Origin of the sequence: Desulfosarcina variabilis str. Montpellier (assembly GCF_048565275.1) — a bacterium.
GTDB classification, from domain to species: domain Bacteria; phylum Desulfobacterota; class Desulfobacteria; order Desulfobacterales; family Desulfosarcinaceae; genus Desulfosarcina; species Desulfosarcina variabilis.
The window spans coordinates 2,612,521-2,631,749 of sequence record NZ_CP159846.1; the positions used below are offsets into that span (position 1 = coordinate 2,612,521).

The 19,229-nt window shown below is 50.5% G+C and carries 13 protein-coding genes; 7 read left to right on the forward strand and 6 right to left on the reverse strand.

The window, feature by feature from the left end; translation table 11 throughout:
• Positions 1-57: 57 nt before the first annotated feature.
• The 5 genes from Dvar_RS11785 to Dvar_RS11805 all read left to right on the forward strand — a co-directional run bounded on the left by Dvar_RS11785 (position 58) and on the right by Dvar_RS11805 (position 6,313).
• The gene (locus tag Dvar_RS11785; RefSeq protein ID WP_419661897.1) at positions 58-846 is read left to right on the forward strand and encodes a DUF4198 domain-containing protein; all 789 of its coding nucleotides are present in this window, start codon (positions 58-60) and stop codon (positions 844-846) included.
• 642 nt (positions 847-1,488) lie between these two features.
• Positions 1,489-1,614: a hypothetical protein gene (locus tag Dvar_RS11790; RefSeq protein WP_419661898.1), complete on the forward strand. Its 126-nt coding sequence runs from the start codon at positions 1,489-1,491 to the stop codon at positions 1,612-1,614.
• A 33-nt stretch (positions 1,615-1,647) separates the two neighbouring features.
• Entirely contained in the window at positions 1,648-2,256 is a 609-nt protein-coding gene (locus tag Dvar_RS11795; protein ID WP_419661899.1) for a DUF4198 domain-containing protein, read from the forward strand.
• The gene (locus Dvar_RS11800; RefSeq protein ID WP_419661900.1) at positions 2,256-2,657 is read left to right on the forward strand and encodes a hypothetical protein; all 402 of its coding nucleotides are present in this window, start codon (positions 2,256-2,258) and stop codon (positions 2,655-2,657) included. Before Dvar_RS11795 ends, Dvar_RS11800 begins: the two co-directional genes overlap by 1 nt.
• 596 nt (positions 2,658-3,253) lie before the next feature.
• Positions 3,254-6,313, forward strand: a complete 3,060-nt coding sequence (locus Dvar_RS11805) for a hypothetical protein (RefSeq protein ID WP_419661901.1) — start codon at positions 3,254-3,256, stop codon at positions 6,311-6,313.
• A 204-nt stretch (positions 6,314-6,517) separates the two neighbouring features.
• On the opposite strand, the gene Dvar_RS11810 is transcribed toward Dvar_RS11805, so the two are convergent.
• Complete coding sequence (locus tag Dvar_RS11810; protein ID WP_419661902.1) at positions 6,518-7,660, reverse strand: methionine aminotransferase; 1,143 nt, start codon at positions 7,658-7,660, stop codon at positions 6,518-6,520.
• Positions 7,661-7,868: 208 nt separating this feature from the next.
• Here Dvar_RS11810 and Dvar_RS11815 point away from each other — a divergent pair, with 208 nt between their 5' ends.
• Both Dvar_RS11815 and Dvar_RS11820 read left to right on the forward strand, forming a co-directional pair.
• On the forward strand, positions 7,869-8,102 hold the full coding sequence (locus Dvar_RS11815; RefSeq protein WP_419661903.1) for a DUF6364 family protein: 234 nt from the start codon (positions 7,869-7,871) through the stop codon (positions 8,100-8,102).
• Entirely contained in the window at positions 8,092-8,520 is a 429-nt protein-coding gene (locus tag Dvar_RS11820; RefSeq protein WP_419661904.1) for a PIN domain-containing protein, read from the forward strand. The genes Dvar_RS11815 and Dvar_RS11820 overlap by 11 nt, the downstream gene beginning before the upstream one ends.
• A gap of 181 nt (positions 8,521-8,701) precedes the next feature.
• Here Dvar_RS11820 and brxL read toward each other — a convergent pair whose 3' ends face one another.
• From brxL to pglX, 5 genes are all read right to left on the reverse strand, one after another.
• Positions 8,702-10,819 (reverse strand): BREX system Lon protease-like protein BrxL, encoded by a 2,118-nt coding sequence (gene brxL, locus Dvar_RS11825; protein WP_419661905.1) that lies wholly within the window; start codon positions 10,817-10,819, stop codon positions 8,702-8,704.
• 2 nt (positions 10,820-10,821) lie between these two features.
• A complete protein-coding gene (locus Dvar_RS11830; protein ID WP_419661906.1) occupies positions 10,822-13,338 on the reverse strand; it encodes a PglZ domain-containing protein in 2,517 nt (838 codons plus the stop codon).
• Complete coding sequence (locus Dvar_RS11835) at positions 13,335-13,646, reverse strand: hypothetical protein (RefSeq protein WP_419661907.1); 312 nt, start codon at positions 13,644-13,646, stop codon at positions 13,335-13,337. Before Dvar_RS11835 ends, Dvar_RS11830 begins: the two co-directional genes overlap by 4 nt.
• A 12-nt stretch (positions 13,647-13,658) precedes the next feature.
• The gene (locus tag Dvar_RS11840; RefSeq protein ID WP_419661908.1) at positions 13,659-15,032 is read right to left on the reverse strand and encodes an RNA-binding domain-containing protein; all 1,374 of its coding nucleotides are present in this window, start codon (positions 15,030-15,032) and stop codon (positions 13,659-13,661) included.
• A gap of 183 nt (positions 15,033-15,215) precedes the next feature.
• Entirely contained in the window at positions 15,216-19,226 is a 4,011-nt protein-coding gene (gene pglX / locus Dvar_RS11845) for a BREX-1 system adenine-specific DNA-methyltransferase PglX (RefSeq protein ID WP_419661909.1), read from the reverse strand.
• Between the last annotated feature and the right edge of the window lie 3 nt (positions 19,227-19,229).

Consider the following 19,229-nt stretch of genomic DNA (forward strand, 5'->3'; position numbering starts at 1 on the left):
GGACATTTTTTTGGACGTGCACAAAACCAACCCAATCCAACGGAAAGGAATCTAAAAATGAAAACCAAGCGTATGAACCTGTTGTTCCCGGCCTTGATTGTTCTGTCAGTTCTGGTTTGCGGGCCTGCCTGGGCCCATGACCTGTGGATCACCATGGATGCTGATCAGCTCAAAAATGGTGGACAGGGCATGGCCGCTGTGTTCAGCAGCCATCATTTCCCGGCACCGGTGGCCGACTACATGGCACCTGAACGAACCGATAAAATCTATTTTATCACGCCTGACGGCAGACAGGTCACGGCGAAAAAGGCCAAGGACGGCCGATTTGAACCGCAAAACTCGCTGACGGAAAATGGCACGTATGTGGCCGTGGCCATCCCGGTCAATGGATTTGCGACCAAAACCACCGAGGGCTATCAGAGAGGAAAAAGCAAAAAGGATGTGACCAACGCCATTCAATGCCGCTTTTCTCAAAAATTTGCCAAGGCTGTATTCTCCAAGGGCAATGGTGGCGGCAACGCTTTTTCCAAACCTCTGGGCCATGCCATGGAGATCATCCCCATGAAGGATCCCGCCGCCCTGAAAGCCGGCGACACCCTGCCGGTCAAGGTACTCTTGGAGGGCAAGCCGGCGCGGACTTATATCTACGGCACCTATGCCGGTTTTTCCGAGTCTGCCAATACCTATGCCTATACTACACGCACGGATAAAGAAGGGGTCGCCCAGATCAAGATGCTTCACAATGGGGACTGGCTGCTGCTCGCCAAAATGGAAGAGGGGTATCCGGATGCGGCGGTATGCGATCTCAAGTCCTGGGCCGCGTCGCTGACCTTTGCCATTCAATAGGGTCTGTCCAGAACTAAAAAAAATGGCCTTTTTTTTTCGATAGACTGTGGTAGCGTTCCCTCTCCCCAACGACCCATTGGGGAGAGGGACATGCTCCAGTGGAGTGTTTCCGATTACAATCAGTATCCGATCGGTCCAGATCAGCAGTCGATACCGATGGCTATGTTCACGATCAAACGCAGTGGGTGCTGGCATCGTATCCATCGTAGGTCGGGTTGAGCGTCGCGATACCCGACAACAGATCGGAAGACTGATTACCCTGTCTTTGAAGGGGGCCCGTCATCTCAGCCTCGGCTCATGGTTGCGCATTACCCGCACTTGACCCAGGGGGTATTATACTTTGGGTAACCGTTTCTATTTTATCCGGCACGTCCGCAGCATGGTACGGTAAAGCGTTTGATGAACGCTTTCATTCATGCTCTTCATGGTGGCTACCATGTCAGCGCCGCCATGAAAAATGTGTATTGCGGATTGAAGCCATTCAAGAGGAACCTTGCAGGATTGCATTACCATGAAAAGTCTTATACTACGGATCCATTGTCTCATTGCCGCCAGTAACAGGCAACATTCCATCCCACCGGAGCCGCAGCGCCGGCGGGATTGACAAAATACATAATTAAATGATTTTTTTGGGAGTTTTTTATGTCATACAAACGATTTTTTATGCTTTTCAGCCTCGCGATCATGCTTGCCAGCACTTTCACGGCCAACGCTCACGAAGTTATCCTGGTGCCGCAAGCCTGGGAAACCTATACAACCGGCCAATAGCTTCCATTCAGCACCGTTTCAGCACACGTCTTCATGAAAAGCGAGGAATTGGAAAATCCTGACAATGTCAAATTCAGTTATGGTGGCGCAGATATTCCCGTTAAGGCCAATTCCGCTTTCAAAACCTATGACGGAACCGTTACCTTGAAAAAATCCGGTGCGGCTTTACTGCTGGCGCATCGTTTAGGAGAAGTATGGAGCAATACGCCCAAGGGAATCGTCAAGGGGGACCGCTCAACCCTGAAAGGGGTCGTCTGGTCGAAAAAATATGAGAAATTCTGTAAAACGCTTATTCCGGTGGATGGGAAATCCGACGGATGGGATACTAAAACAGGCGACCTGCTGGAAATCGTCCCCCTTGAAAACCCCCTTGCGCTCAAAACCGGCGACACCCTCAACGTCCAGATCCTGTATCAGGGCAAGCCTGCCTCCCCGGCTGCGGTCACCGCTACCTATGACGGCTTTTCCGACAGTCCCAATGCCTACGCCTACTTCACCGAACCCTACGGTGAGGGTGAGGCGGACATCAAGATTTCCGCTCCAGGATTCTGGATGATCCGGGTAGAGTATACAGTAGATGAAAAAGGCGCTAATTATGAGCAGCATGTGCTGCGATTAGTACTCGCCTTTCCGGTGCGCTGATGAACAGATGCGTCCTGGCCATACTTATATTGCTGTTGACCGGCAGCCCTGCTTTCGGCCGCGGTGTTACCTGCCGGAACGTTGATGAACTGGCTGTTGCGGTTCTTTTTGCCTACAGTGATGGGGAGCCAATGTCGTATGCGGAAACCAAGGTGTTTGGTCCACAGAGTTCTCCTGACCTGGAGTTCCAGAACGGTCGAACCGATGCCCGGGGCATTTTCGGGTTCATCCCCGACCGCCCCGGTAACTGGCGCATTGAAGCCCGTGACGGCATGGGGCACAAAGCAAACCATGAAATCGTTGTCAAAGATACAACCTCCACTGAAAAAAAGCCTGCAACGCCTTCAACCCGTGAACCGCACCTATCGAGCCCAGGCGCGCTGCAAATTCTGCTAGGGTAGAGTATTATCGCAAACCTGGCATTCTTGCTGAGTGCACGGATTTGCCCGTTGTTTTTGAGGCTGAAAAGGGCGGTTTAAGAAACCCAAGCTGAGCTGTCAGCTTTTAGCAATCAGCCGTTAGCCTTGCTTTTTCTTTAATGACATGTTGATACCTGGTTGAAGCCCATTCACGGCATTGTGGTTATCACGGCCACCGTAGGGGCAACCCCCAGTGGTTGCCCTTTACCCCTCCCATTGATTTTGTTAGCCGATCCACACAACAAGATTTTGGCCCGACTTCAAAACCAGGGCAGGCACAGGGGCCTGCCCCTACGACCCGGGTATCCGCATATTGTTAATCATTTCAAATTTTTATAATCATCCGAATTTTTATCCTATTTTTACTATCATTTGAGTCGGCATGGATTATTATAAATGCGATTACCTTGGCGCGGGCACCCTGCAGACTTGACCCTCTCTATCTTTTGAAATAATTTTGATTCTGATATGGATAGCCCCATTGACGGCAAGCCGTTTCCCGGTTTTGGTTCGGTGTTTGACAATGGAGGTACCTTCCCTGAAGGGGGGGGGGCTTTGTTCAAACCAGAGGCGCGTCTATGAATAGGAAATATCTTAAATCCAACCGTCTGACCGTTATCTCTATCGGTTTTTGGCTTCTCCTTTTTGCAAAATTGAGCTGGGCACAAGGCGCCATGCCGGTCCACGTACCGTTGCGGCAGGCTGGAAGCGCCCATTTCCTATACATTTACGAAGCGCCGCTGGAACCCCGGATGCCCGGGATCATCCAAAGCTGCGAGGATGCTTATGATCTTTTGACCCCGGTGTTTCATTGGCAACCCCGGCAAAAGACAGTGATCATGGTCTCCGATGCCATGGATATTCATAATGGATGGGCCACCGTCTATCCCCGACCCATGATTTTGATTTATACAGCCGACGTCCCACCGGAGAGCACCATTTTTGATCCCGGCGACTATATCCGCCGTACCATATTTCATGAATTTGCGCATATCCTTTCCATTGATGCCCAGTACGGCGTGGATGCTGCCTTGACCAATATTTTTGGACGGGTTCTTCCCGGCACCGGCGATCCGCTCTCCCTTGTCCTGACCTTGATGTCGGCTTCACCGGGGCTTTTGGCGCCAGACTGGTATAAAGAGGGGCTGCCCACATGGGTGGAAACCGAATTTGTTGGACCCGGAAGGGGGCGCAGCACCCGGGTGGATATGATCATGCGCATGTCCGTGGCCGATCACCGGCTGCTCCACGGCAATCAGTGGTTCCTGGAACTGCCCGAATGGCCATACGGCGATGCGGCTTATCTTTACGGGCTCAAAACCATGCAATATATCCATGAACACTATGGGATGGGTGAAACGGAAAGAAATGTGCCGGGGGAGCTTTCAGGAGCGGTGGCCCGTTCCTTTATGTTCGGGTTTAATTCCCGTTCCATCAACGCCACGGGAAAGACCTTCCAAACACTGGCCCGGGAGGCCATGCAGGCCGAGGATGCAAAGCAGGTCCGTCGCATGGAGATTCTAAAGTCCATGCCCTTGACCCGGACCCGGCGTTTGACCCCGCAACGGCTCATCGTGACCGAGCCCAGATTCGGCCCGGACGGCAAGGCCATTTTCTTCAGCGGCAGGGAAGAGGCGGACCGCCATACCCTTTTTCGATTTGATGCAGATACCGCCGCGCTGACCAAGCTTCGATCCGTACGCACCACCATTCCTTTGTTTGCGGATATTACGCCGGCGCCGGATCGCAGCCATCTGTACTACACCCGATTGGAAATCCATGGGCGGGACCGCCTTCGCAATGAACTCCACCGGTTGGATACCACCACCGACCGTTCCCGCCGTGTTACCGGTAGCGGCCGCTACCGGTACCCCTGCATCAGCCCTGACGGTCTATACCTGGCGGCCGTTGTCAATCACAGCGGTGAACAATCCCTGGTCCAGGTGCCCCTGGCACATGCAGGCGAGCAGACCTATGAAAAGACGCTGGTCAACGCACCGCCGAATTTTACTCTGGTGGATCCTGTTTTTTCACCGGACGGCGATGCCATCCTATACATTCAGGCCCATGAGAAAGGATCGGAATTGCGGCGCGTGGCAAGGCAATCCGGGGACGTGACATCCTTGCTCAATTGGCCCTGCATGGTATTGTCCCCTGTGTTTCATCCTGTAGACAAATCCCTTATTTTCGTTTCAGATAAAAACGGGGTGTATAACCTTTACCGAATGCCGGTTGGTTACCAAGGCGATCCTGTGGCCATCACCCATGTCCTGGGGGGGCTTTTCAACCCAGACATTTCGCCGGACGGCAAACAGATCGTCGCCGCCGCCTACGACGCCTACGGCTACTATCTGACCCTTCTCGATTATGCGCAGTTGAAACCCTTGGGGCCATTACCCGCCATCGATAGCGGGTGGCAGAGTCTAAAGAAGAATTTGAAAGCCATGGACGCGGTTGACCATCGTCCGGCCGATCCACAGATGCAAACCCAGCCCTACCATTCGATCCGCCACATGGGGTTTGATTACTGGTCTCCCTGGATGACCTTCAGCCAGGATGGTCTCATGGGCGGTCTGTCCGCCAACTTCTCCGAGCCGACACAGTTTCACAACCTGAGTCTGCTGGCCGGCGCGGAGAGTAATTACGGCGCCCCTGTGGGGGCATTGATATATCAGTATTCCGGCTTCTACCCGTTGATCTCCCTATATACCACCACCATGCCGGAGTATTATGATGACCTTGTGGTCGATACCGATAATCTGTACTACGATTACAACGAGCAGGTGAACAGCGCCGGTGTCGCTGTGTCTGTGCCGCTGCCCCGGGTGGACTGGCAGGCCAGTTGGACCCTTGGGTATGAGTTTTCGGACCGCTCGGTGATTGAGAAAAGTGAGGATGATTATCAGGGTCAATCCCTTCAGACGTCTAACCTGTTCGAGGGGCAATCCAGCGCCCTGTGGACCCGGCTGGATTTTTTTAACGCCACGGCCTATGGCCGTAGCCACTCCTATGAAGACGGCCGCTATCTGACCGCCGCCGTGGAGTGGGCCGATGAAAGTCTGGGCAGCGACATCAACTCAACCCGATTCAGAGGCGACTGGTACGAGTATGTCCGTATCCCCTGGTTTGAGAATCACACCTTGAAACTGGAAGCCATATACGCCCGGGGAAGCGGCGATCAGACGGCCCAGGGCCTATTCGGCCTCGGCGGCTATCAGACCGGTTTTTTGGACCAGGGACTGAATCGCAGCATCGATCTGCGGGGCTACACCGCCAACTACCATGTGGGCGATGAAGTGGTTAAGGGGGGGATTGCCTATCGCTTCCCCATTTACCGGTTCTATAAAAACATCGGCACCACCACACCGTTTTATCTGCATCAGGTTTTTGGCGAACTCTTCTATGAGGCGGGCAGCGCCTCCAACACTGAATGGGAGAACGAGGACGACGAGTGGCTCAGCTCCATCGGTACGGAGGTCAATTTTTCGACGACCCTATTCCGTCTGTTGCCCATCGCCACGGGAGTGGGGGCGGTCTACGCCATCGACTATGAGCAGAGAATTCGTGACGGTGAAGATGAAGATGATTTCGATAAATTTCAGGTCTATCTCTCCATCAAGACGACGGTCAATTTTTAGCGGATTGGATCAATCCAAAGCAGTTCTTTTGAAAACACGTGAGTTAGGGTGCAGGCAAAAAATAATTCCTCCAGATGGCGCTGGATTTGTGTTCGCCTACAAGGCACATCCGCCGGTGCATATCAGGATATGTGCCGGTGGGTGTAACGCCGTAGACGGACGCAAGGACAAGCAAGATGGTGGAATTATTTTTTGCCTGCGCCCTTAAATCAGGCATAATTTCTCCGCAGCTTGAATCAATGTCTGGTCCTGTTTGGCGAAGCAGAAACGGACCACCTTATGATCTTTGCGGTCATTGTAAAAAACCGATGGCGGAATCGCGGCCACACCATATTGGGTTGTCAAGCGGCGGGCAAAATCCACGTCCGGCGCGTCGCTAATCTGTTCGTATCCCATCATTTGAAAATAGGTACCGGCGCAGGGCAGAGGCGTAAAACGGGAAGGTTCCATCAATTTTCGAAAAAGATCCCTTTTGGCTTGATAGAATTTCGACAACTGCAAATAATGCTCCGATTTCTCCATGAAATCGGCATAGGCCAGTTGAACGGGCGTGTTGGACGTAAAGGTTAAGAATTGGTGAATTTTGCAAAACTCCTGACTGAGTGCGGCTGGCGCCACGCAATAACCGATTTTCCACCCTGTAGTGTGATAGGTCTTGCCGAATGAGCTGACCACAAAACTTTTTTCCGCCAGCGCCGGATAACGCAACATGCTGTGATGCAGTTGGTCGTCAAAAACAATGTGCTCATAGACCTCATCGCTGAGGATCAACAGGTCGTGGTTGGCGGTTATTTGCTCTAAAGCAGCCATATCCGCCGCACCAAAGACCGTGCCGGTGGGGTTGTGTGGGGAGTTCAGGATAATCAGACGGGTGCGGTCGGTAATCGCATCGCGCACGCGATCCCAGTCCACGGCATAGGACGGGTAGGTGAGCGACACAAAGACGGGTATGCCCCCGTTTAGCTGGATCACCGGCGCATAGGCGTCATATGCCGGTTCAATTACGATGACCTCGTCGTCTTGTTGCACCACCGCCGTGATGGCCGCAAACAGCGCTTCGGTGGCGCCGGATGTAATCGTGATCTGGGTTTGGGGGTCGACCTGGGCGTCATAGATTGCCTTTATTTTTTTTGAGATTTGTTCCCGTAAGGGGAGAACGCCCTGCATGGGGGCATATTGATTCATCCCCGCCCGCATGTAATGGTACACGTTGTCGATAAGCTCCGGGGGCGCGTCAAAGTCGGGATATCCTTGAGAAAGATTGATGGCCCCGTGATCCGCGGCCAATTGGGACATGACAGTAAAAATAGTGATGCCGACATGGGGTAGTTTGGATGTAACGGCCATCTTTAAGATACCTCTTCTTTGTGTAAATTCGTTATTAACGATTGATTATGGTTGTCAAATATAGCGGAGTTTTTCTATTTTTTCTACCATGAAAGATATGAAGCGGCAGCGCATAAAATGCTGCGATTTTAAATCGATTTATTGCTTGATACGTACCCATAATAAGGGTAATACTTAATAAGGCCAACAAGTACATCCAGGAGGCAATATGCCAAACATCACATTAAGCGTTGATGAGGACATCATAAAAAAAGTCCGCAAAATTGCAATCGACAAAAACACCACACTGACCGCAATGGTACGTGAATACCTAAACGCGGTTGCAGAATCGGAAAATTATTCGAAAGCCAGAAAAATACAGGAAATGAAATCGTTGTTCAAAGCGTTAAGCAAGGATATGGGGAAACGAAAGTGGACCCGGGATGATCTTTATGAAAGATAAGGCATTTCTGGACACCAATATACTTGTATACGCCTTTGATACGGCCGACCCGCGTAAGCAGGAAATTTCGCAGGAATTGCTTATCGCCGGGCTCGAGCATGAACAACACATGATTTCGGTTCAGGTATTAGGCGAATTTTTCAATGTCGTTACCCGCCCTCGGGTCACAGAAAACCCAATGTCTTCGGAAGATGCGCGTAAGGCAATCTCCATGTTCAATCTTCTGCCGGTGCAGGAGATTGACCTGAATATGGTTCACAGAGCCATCGATACCCATATCATGTACCAGATTTCCTATTGGGATGCGTTAATCATTTCGGCTGCCGAACGAGGCGGCTGTGCGTCTATCCTCTCTGAAGATTTAAACAATAGCCAAGAATATCATGGAATTGTCGTGATCAACCCATTTGCGGTGTGAAATGTTACGGTTTTTATAAGGAATTTCACACAGCCTGCCTGATCTTTTTCTTCCTTTTATTTTCTTTGCCCTGAAAAGGGTCTTCATTTACAGCCAACCTTTATCTACAAGCGCTGCGATAACTTAAACCGCCCTTTTTGGGCTAAAAAACGGACCTATTTTTCAGCTAAACCCCTACCGATTAGGTATCCGGCTTGGTGACCCGCCCTTTAATGGGTGACCCGGATCCATTACCCACTTTGAAAATATCGACCATAGTTTCCAAACAAGGCCGCAACTCAAAATCATTTGCACCAATCGTAAACCAATCATCCGGCTTCTGATAGATGTCAAAACCGCGACCAATCTTTATCACCCAACCACTATCCAGACGCACTTCCCTGTCGTGGATATTCGCATTGAATGAATAGCTGAATTCAATTTCGTGGTCTTTCAGGCTTTCTTTGAGTGATTCGAATTTTGCCGCAGTTTCGTTTTTTTGATATTCGTCATCAAATCCGGTGACCAATTCAATCTTTTTCGCAGTGCCTATTTTAACGACAAGTTCACAGAATCGGATAAAATTAGCAATCTGATGGGTTGCACGAATATATGGGTCGGTGACGGTAACTTTTTTTGCGCCATGAAGGTAATCGCCGAATATCCGTTGAAAGGTAAAACCTCGCTCTCCATAAAATATTGTGTAATGCTGCTCCTTCAGTTTATTTATTTGATCTTCAGGAGCAGAATCATCAGCTTGTGGTTCTTTTTTTTGATTCGTCTCAATAGTTGTCTCAGTCTCTTGTTTTTCGTCCTTATCCGGCTCCAGTTCCGGTGTCCCTGGTAATCGCTTTCTCACGGGGTTCTGGGTTGCGGAGGCTTTCTTCGATTCAGGACACCAGACAACGACCTCTTTGTCAGTCTTGTCAAAAAAAGAGAGATTGATTGCTTCGTATTCATCGTCAGCTTTACGTTTGTTCAACTGTTCTTTTATCCGGCGCCGGCCCTCAAGTGCGTAAGCCATATATTCATCAAGTTCCTCACGTGAAGGTTCACCAACCGGGTGCAAAATTTTAAGGAGAGCAGAAATGGTTTTTTTGATGGCGATTTCATCACGCCCCTGGATGCTTTTTCCAAAGCGGCAATTCCGGTTTACATAATCATAACGGCTCTGTTTGGACAGATGATGAAACGCTTCTGCGATGTAATCGGTGATAAAGCCATAGTTCGATGTGAGATACTGGCTGCTGTTCTTGGGGATCTCCCAACCGGGAAGGTAGGTGTAGAAACGGTCAATGACGGCCAGGTCAAACTCCGTTGGTAACGGAACAAAAAGGTCGAACTGGGTTGAATTCACCAATTGGTCTACCGAATAGTCGATGTTGCCGACAAAAGCAAAACTGGCATTGGCGATCACCTCGACCCCCCGGGAGAATCGTCCGTTGGCCATGTAATTCTTCATGACCTCGACGGTGTCCTTGTCTTTCAGTTTGACCCGCCCAACTTCATCAAAGGCCACCGTATCCCAATATCCCACCAACCCGACTTTATGACGTTGGAGATTGTAAAAAAGTGTCGGGGTGCTGGCCTGGCTGACAAGCGTCGCATAAGGTGTCAATTCACTGTAAGCAAAGGACTTGCCCGTGCCTCGTGGGCCAAGCTCGATGAAGTTGTAATTGGCTTCCACAAAGCAGAAAAGACGGGCCAAAAAATGCATTTTAAGCCGGTGGCTCAGCTTGGACGGTTCTAAACCGCAGGACCGCGTGATCACATCCAGCCACTCGTCTCGCGAAAATTTTTCCCTGCCGGCGGCGTACTCATCAAAATTAAAACGGGAAAGCTGAATGGGCCGCATTTCCTCAATGTAAAAGGCATAATCGTCCTCATCGATATCATTGTGCGCGACGGTCACTTCAGCCCAGATTCCACCTTCCAGCAACCTGTCGTTATCCCGATAAAACTTGTCCGGGATGGCGATACGCCGTGAGTTGAAGTTCTCCATCTCGGCCCAGTGCCGCTTCTCCTTCTCTTTGTAGGTCACATGAATTTTATCGATGAATTTGTGGCGGCCCTGCTGCTGGACCATGGACTGGGCCTTATTGGCTTCGTCAGGCCGGACATAGTTTTTCGAAAGCGTTTCAAACACAGCCTGAATTCCAGCCTCGATCTCATCCGGATCGTCACTTGCGCAGTAGCGTGCCAACAGGAATTCAAGCACAAAAGAAGGCACGTTGGTTCCTTTTTTTATCCTGTGCAACAGGTCCTTGCGCACCACGCGCCCGGGGTATACTTCGTTGAGTTTTTTATCCAGCTCGTCCATATTTAATCCAGGTAATCGGTTTTTAGTTTCAGAGTGGCGTAATTGACCCCGGTCGTCGGATCGGTGGCTCTGACTTCGAAACTGCCGTGAAATTCATCTTCCATTTTCAGTGGCACTTTAATGGCCTGACCAGGATTGATTGTCACCATATTGGTTGCCGCATTCACGTACTGACTGGCCGCCACCTCGCCGACGACATCTTTTCCTGAATAGGCTTCCAATTGAAATTCGATGGTTTCATCGAACATGGTGCTGAACATGGAAACTTCGATCATGGGCCGGCGTGTGGTTATTTTGCTCACTGCTCCAGCTTTGTAGGCCAAGCATATATCAATATTCGTATTCAACCGCTCCGGTGCCGGGTTGCCGAAATCGATACTGATCACAGGCAACACGCATTCTTGAAGGGACAAGCCCTCATGGGCATAGGGGCTGCCCTTGACAAACGTGCCATATCCTTTGGGCACCACATAGTCCTCAAAATCGCCATCGATGCCGACATCACTTTTCCCGAATGCCTGAACACCCTCCGCAATCATGCATTTTCCCAGCAGGCATCGGGTTTTCATCATATCCCATTCACCGGCCGGCTTAAAAACGCCATCCCCGGCCTGCTGTTCATCAAAGAGTATAAATCCATGGTCGGTGGCAATCACAGCACGGTCAAAACCCAGTTTCCGGACACGATTGATGGCCGCAAGCAGTTTCTGGCTCAAGCGTGGAATCAAGCGGCGCGCTTCAAGTGGGCTGATTTCACCAAATTGGTCAATATCGGTGGTTTTTACCATGAGTAATTGGGTTGTTTCAGGCAATGTGATGCGCGCTCTGGTGACCAGATCGTCCATATCCATCATGTGGCAGCGGTCACCGTATACCTTTTGCATGAAATGAAGACGGTCCTTGGGAATCAGCACCTTCTCACCCTTCACAAAAGGTACAAGCGCGTCGTTTTCCTTTACCAACCTCAGGTTGCCATCGGCTTCAGGCATCAGCGCTGCCATCCCCACCGATGTAATGGTCGGCAGTTGGGCGCAGATCGCCTTCAGTTCAGTTGACCATTTGGTAGACAGCTCGTTGTCCAATTCCGCGGCCAACTCATAGCGCAGCGCATCCACGAGGAAATAGGCAATTTTGCGCCGCTCCTTCAACCATGGGGCCACAAAACGGGCGAACACTTCGGCATGACGGATTTTGCCGCTCACCGGCCATCCTTCGGCCTGAACAGCCAGCAGAAATTTGTTTTGCAGGGCTTCCGCCGTCTTGCAGTAGGACTGTCGTGATTTTTCGACAAACCGGTTCAGTACGTCGAACTCACCATAAGCATCTGCTACGGCCTGTTCAAAATTGCGGTGCAGCCGGTCGAGTCGCCTGAACCGATCACAGTAAAAATCAAAGATCGATTCCAGTTTAGCGGCCATGGTGTTGATTTCCGGCAACAGATCATCGGCGACAATCAACAGCTTGAGCCCCCGGTCGGCAACAGTCCATAACTGCTGACGTTCTCCCTGGTGACGCACCCATATGGAGTGTTCGCGCTGCTCGATCACCTGCCTGGCCAGCCCGTAGTCATCCGCATCAACCGCATCAACAAAAACCTTCAGGTAAACACGCTCCTCAAAAGCAAACGTGTCCCGCAATCCAAGCTCGATGATACCGGCCATGTGCGTTTCAATATTCAAATCCTCGGCCGCTTTTTCGGCCATTTCTATGTATCGCAGCTGATGTTTTTCAGAGCCTCTAAGATTATCGCACACGGAAGAGACAAGTGACCTGAACCGATTCGCCGCACACGGCACATCCTTGAGCGCATCGGGCAGTGATTGAGGCAAATCAATAGCAAACTCGCTGAACAACAAAAATCGCCAGAGTTCCGCGGAAATGGTGGGCAGCTTGGTACTCTTGGTTTTCAGTGAATAATCCAACACTGCGGACAAGAAGGTTTTAAATTCCGGAATCCATGTCTGGTCTGTTGTCAGCGCCTGTTCCTGCTTTTGCGTCGGCGCCACAATGGCCGTCAGGATCTCGGTTGCGGATTCGGCCTTGAGCAGGGTTTTCAGCTTTGGCCAGTTGGCACCGCCACCAATCAGGTTGTTTACCGTTTCGAAATCAGGGATGCCGGCCTCGAACAGCTTGTCGATTTGTGGGGCAAGATCCGGTGCAGCCTTGCGGCACATGGCCTGATAGCTCTCACCATCCCCATCAGGAAGTACGCCACCAGCCAAGGCAAAAATCTGATAAGGGTTTTGCTGCATCTCTTTTTCGCTGGTTGGTTTGGCGATCGGCAGATAGACACCCAGGCGCAGATCCGGATCATCGTTCTCCCCCATCCGGCACCATGTTTCCATGGCCGCTTCACGGCCGAGAATGGTGGAGGCACTGCCATCGATTATGGTTGTCGTGTCGGAGGCCAAGGACATCACCACCTCGCAATACAACTTTTCAGGATCGTAAATTAAAAGCGATTTATGGTCATCCAGCCGTTTCTTTATATGCTGGGATAAATAGTCTTGTATCTTCATGGCGTTTCCTGTTTTCTCCGAAAACGTACCGGATCTTTTTTAAAAGCAGAACATTCCTCCGCAAAGGATACTGTGCATCGCTGCGACAAACGATCCAGATGCCGCTGTGGCTCCATTTCTCCACGGCCAAAGCCATGGGAAACAACAGCCGGACAGCCTACACGTTTAAGCAACGCGGCAATGACCGTAAACGTCCACCGTGAATCCACCATATCATCAATTAACAATACCGCCCCATCGGGCAGCGAAGAATCATCGATTTCAAAAACGCCATCCAGGTTATGGGCCTGGAGGAAACTGTTCTGCATCTCCTTCTGGGGTTATTTTGGCAGCAGCACCTTCCAATGGCCGCCTTTCAGCGGCCCGACCCGTTCCAGCAATCCCCGCTGCCTTAATTTTTCCATGTTATTGCGGATGTTTTTCGGTGTAATACCGATCTGTTCGGACAACTGCTGCTGGGTGACAAATCGATTTTCAAGAACCGCCAAAAGAATCCGCTTTTGGCTGTCCGGCAAAGTCAGTTGATTTATTAGGTCGTTTTTTAGGTCGCCTGGTTTGTTTTTTAGGTCGTTTCTTAGGTCGCTTCCGGTTGTCTGAAAAACCTGAATCCGAAAAAAGTCCCCCATTTCACTGATCTCATACCCGACATCCGGGTATTCTTTCAGCCATTGCCGGATTCGAATAAAACCGGTTCCGTATTTTTCGATCTCGCCCATCAAATAGAAGGCTTCGGCCAATAGCTTGTTCCGGATGGAAGAGACATAATCGTCACGCTGAAGATCGGCAATGGTCAGGTTGCCGTATATGCGACCAGGGCTGGTAAAAAGGATGCGATCATCGAAAATCTTGATTACGATATCCGACGTGTTTTTGTAATCCCGATGAACGACTGCATTGAGCAACAGCTCCCGCAATCCCTCGAGGGGATACTGCCAGCGTTCCTTGCGCTGCAGGCTGCCGTCAAAATCGTATGAGAGATTGATGTGTTTCTTGATAAAGATCATGGCCTCGTCAAGGGCCGTGATCAGCGGCGCCTTGATGAGCAAATCATCAATGATCGTGTCAGCGGCCTTGAAGCGGCCGAGATGCAAGGTATATCCATGATTGCCGAAAAGCAGCATGGCGGCCAGGGTGGGCTTGCCGTTCTGAATCAGTTTGAGTTTGGTCAGGTTGGTCAATAGATCGTCACCCAGATTGACCCGGCCGGTGGTATTGGCCGTTTCAATGAAACGCTCCATCAGTGACTGATCCAATGACTCCAGCGGCTCATTTAGTGGATAGGCGTCATAAGAAATATTCAGACTCTGCTGCTGCAGATCCACGATTTCATCCAGGCTCAGCAGATGATTGCTGTTCTTGACCCGCTTGTAGTAACGGTTTTTACACGAAACCGGTTTAACCGGGTATTCGTTGATCTCGAAAACCAGAACCGCTCTGCCGTCCAGTTCAAAAGCGGTGACATGAGGGATGATCTGCGGGTAAGTCGCCGTCTTGATTTCGTTGATATAACGCTGCTCCGATTCAGGCCCGACCTGAAGCCCGGTGGGCTGCCCGGTATCATCGACTCCCACCACGACCTTTCCGCCGGCGGTATTGGCAAAGGCGGATAGCGAAACGATCACCGCTTTTCCAAAAGTTGCTTTGAACTCCACGGTTTCGGTTTCGCCGATTTGAAGGATGTTTTGGATATCCATATTTTTAACTATCCCTGCTTGCTGAAAAATATCAAGGCACGATCAAGCAGAATCTTCCAGACAGGATTTGTTTCTTTGCGTTCTTTGCGTCTTCGCGAGAGACCACTATTCACGGTAATTGTTATTCGGTTCGTTTAATCCGACTTCATTTCAAACTTCTCTCTTCAAACTTGAAACCTATTTTCAAGAAGTCCGTTTTTTGCGTTTTTTGGCCTTTTTAGGGGCTTCAACCTCACAGATCTCCTCCAGGCCATGGGCAATGGCAATGGAGCGATCTTTCTTGCAGGTTTCACGCACCTTCTCTGGCCAGATGCTATAAGCCAAATGCGCCCAGTTGTATTCACCTGCCTCAAGTTTGTCCCAGCAGTTTTTTAATTCCTTTTGCCACGATTTGAGCTGGAACAGCCTCCACAATGGGGCGGCGGTGATCATCACCCCATCGTTGAGATTGGGTTGATAGGGCAGTTTGGCTACCCGCAGCAGTTCGTCCTTGAATTCCGTCAGTTCCTGTTGAAAATCCATCAGTTTTTCAAGCTGATCTCGCAATTTGGTGTTGCCGCCTTCACCCAAATCTATCTGTACATTGCTGATTTCGTCGGAGACATCTTTTATTTTGGGATCAACGTAATCTTGAATGCAGGAATAAAGGGTTTGATCGGTTAGGCGGTAATAGTAAATCCAGAGCGTATAGGAGCCGGAAGCTGTAGAAAGGGGCCAGTATATCGGTGCCTTGCGTCGGGTTTTGGAATAGCGCTTCAGATGATCCTGGAAAAACTTAGCGGGCTTGCAAAAATAGTTGCGCAGGTCTGAGACGCCGAGAATATCGCAGGTTTCCTGCTCGATGGCCTCGGCGCGGTTTTGCCAGATGGCTTCGATAGTTTCGCGAACACGGGCAACGATGTCCTCAAAGTGTTCCTTGTCGTCTACCAGGATACCGGACCAGGGAATGCGCAACGGGTAATCAGCAGGCAGATCCTCTGGCTCAGCAGGCAAGCCCGCGATGTTCTGGAGCATTCCGGGCGGGCAAATAGGCAATGGGGCGAAGGGATCGGGCAACTCTTGTGGCTGATGTTCGCCGATGGCAGAACGGATGTCCCAACGTCCAAAAGTAGTGCCAAGCACTACCGAGATTAAGCAAGATGCCGCCCCTATCGATGAGGTTAGAACATCATTCCACGCTACAAGATCCTTCTCTCCTGAACGCTCGCGAACTTCTTTTTCCAGCACCTGCAAGTCATGATCTTGGAAGGGCAGGGAGCGTATTAAAATTGATTCAATCTCACCTTCTAAATTCTCGACTTCAGATTTTTTATCTTTTGCGTAGGCTGGTTGGTCTTGAAGACAACCGAAACCGGAATAGCTTTCAATGACATTCCCTGCCTGACGAAGCGTTTCATCTCTTTCTGTCACCCAAGAAAATTTCTTTCGCCAAACTTGCTTTCCAATCTCACCAATCTTAGCGAGCGTTCCGTTATCAATACACACTGGAATTTTTCGAAGTGTTCCACTGATTCGGTCACGATCTGGAGTAAGAATCAGGTGCAGTGCTTCCGCGAATCTTGAATTCAAATAAGCCAGAAGCCCAAAGCGCCGAGATGGATTCTGGATGAAATAGCGAGATGTGCCTGCAAATATAAGATCCTTTGGAAGCACGGTAGCTGCCATCCCCACCTCACAGCTTCTTGTAAAAGCAATCCCAGCATTGAAGTAATATTTTTCATTAGCCCGACGATTTCCCCTTTCTCCAAGCGCATAGTATCCGGCTTTAGACCAATCGATTGTGATCGAAAAATCTGCAAAAAACGTACTTCGAGAGTCGAATTTTCCAAATGCTCGCCAATGATGGTTTCCATCAGCGGGTGTTTCCCACCAGCACCTTAAAAAGCGAAGATCATCCTCGTTTGAGAGACCTTCGGTAACCTTCCCCTCTTCCGGCTCAAGAGTTGGGTATTTCCTAAAAGCATCCAGGATTGCCTCGGGCGCCCAGAGGGAAATCCGCTCACCTGGCATCTCTGAAAACCTTGCGATACGATGAAAAGTGCTCCCAGAATCTAATTCACCGCGCTTTAGATCCTGAACTGCCTGCAATAAGTCTACATCTGGGCTCTTAGTGTGCTTCAGGTTCTTGTAGAAGGTATTCGACTCCATGGAAGATAACTCAAGCACGACAAGAAGTGGCCGAACTGTTGCCGTGTCAAGAACACCAAGATCCAGCTCAGCCAATGCGGATGGCGTCATCAATCCCTCAAGCCATTTGCGACGTAACATGATGTATCGCGATTGGTAAAGGAGTGTTCTAGGTGTAATTGCGCCAATTCGACCAGAGTTATTTAACACGCTTTCGGCGCGTTCGTAGAAGTAGTGGTATAAATCAAACTTCCCGTTTCCATACTCCTTCTCAAAAAGGGTATTACAAGATAGCACCCGATCTCCGAATGGCGGATTCATCAGGACAACATCGTAGTGTTTACGACAAAGATCGATGAATGCAAAACCCCGAGCAGCATCTTTGGCGAATAGCCGCCGTAAAACCGTCCTGCCATTTTCGGCCTTTTGAGCGTATTTTTGAAGAGCATCCAAGATTCTATCTTCTACTTGCTCCCAGAACCCTTCGTCAGTAAACCCCTTGAAGTCGAACTGCAATACCTGCTGTTTTGGTTTCTGATCACCCATTTTAGGAAAAAGGAGTTGTTGCTCATGCCTTGGACCGTTCAACCACTGAGCCTTGGCCTCAGACACGACATCCTTGATTTCCTCCTCAATCTTAAGAAGTGATCCAGCCTCGCCAGCTAGTTTCATCTTTTCGAACGCTGCATCGACAAGTTGACCGAAAACCCGTGGTTTGAGACCAGCGGTGAACTCTTCCTTTATCTCAGCTTCACCGGGCATGGGCTCGGCGGTGACGATGTTCGACTTGGCCACTCGTGGCCGCTCAGACGCTTTGAGGCCAAAGTTTTTCCAAGTTTTCTGTGCCCGCAGCCAAAGAGCCAACGCTGCGATCTGCACGGATCTGGGATCGATGTCGATGCCATGCAGGTTGTGGACCATAATTAGCTTGGGAACCTCCCGGCGCAGATCATCGAGAGTTTCGAAGTCTTCGAAGTCTTCTTGTAAGGTTCGGCCGGTGTTTTCGAAACTGGGGCTTTCAAAATCCTCCCAGGCTTCTTCATAAATCCTCTCCAATAGATCGAAAGCATAGAGCAGGAAATGGCCTGAACCACAGGCCGGATCAAGAACTCGGATATCCCGCGGGTCTTTTTTAGGACGATGCTCAATATAAACCGTTTGCTTGACCAGTTCCTCATGGGAAAGTTCGGTTTGGCCTTCAGCTTCGGCCGGTGCCTTTTCATTTGCTTCAAGAAACACCTCGTTGGGACGCCTTACCAGATAACGGCACTCATCCTTTAGCGCGGTATCTCCTTTGCGCATCTCATACCAGATACGGCCGAGTGTATTATCGGTAAGGAACTCAACCACATAGCGGGGTGTAAAAAACTGGTTGCGCACGGCCAGCTCCCGGGTGTTTCGTGGGGCTGTTGATGCTTTGCGCATGGCCTTGCGCTCTTCGGGCGAATTGAAATATTGGTAAATCCAGCCAATAGTCTCATCCTCCACCCATATGTGCTTCAGTTCCTCGCGATTGATGATTTCCAGCAACTCGATCAAGGCTGATTCTCTGGGAAAAAGCAGACCGAAGGAGGAAAAGCGGTCAAACAGGATTCCCAGATCCACGGCAATCTCGTCGAACACGCAAAACAGGAAAGTGCGGTAACGCTCATACTGTCCGCCTAACGCACTGCCGGCGGTCTGTTGGTAGACCTGAAATCCCTTGGCATTCAGTCCGCCCCCCACGCACTGCTGCAACAGCCCCCGCTCTTCGCACATGCGCAGGGCTGCAAAACGGTTGAGCATGGTAAAGGACTGTTCACGGGTCATGCGGTCCACAGCCGAGGTCAGTGGCTTTTTCTCGGTTTTCATGCCGCTGGCGAGATGGGCCACCCGTTCACGCAGGATGCGGGCAGTTTCACGCTGATAGTCGTCCAGGTGAGTCAGCTTATCCATGGCCGTCATCTTGCCATCGGGCTGGATGCCGAAAATTTCCTGGAGCTGTTCGGTGAAATCGTTGTTCAGTAGGGTGCGGGCATCGGCCACCAGTTTGGCCAGCTTGTTGCGGGTATCGGTATCGAACGCCATGGG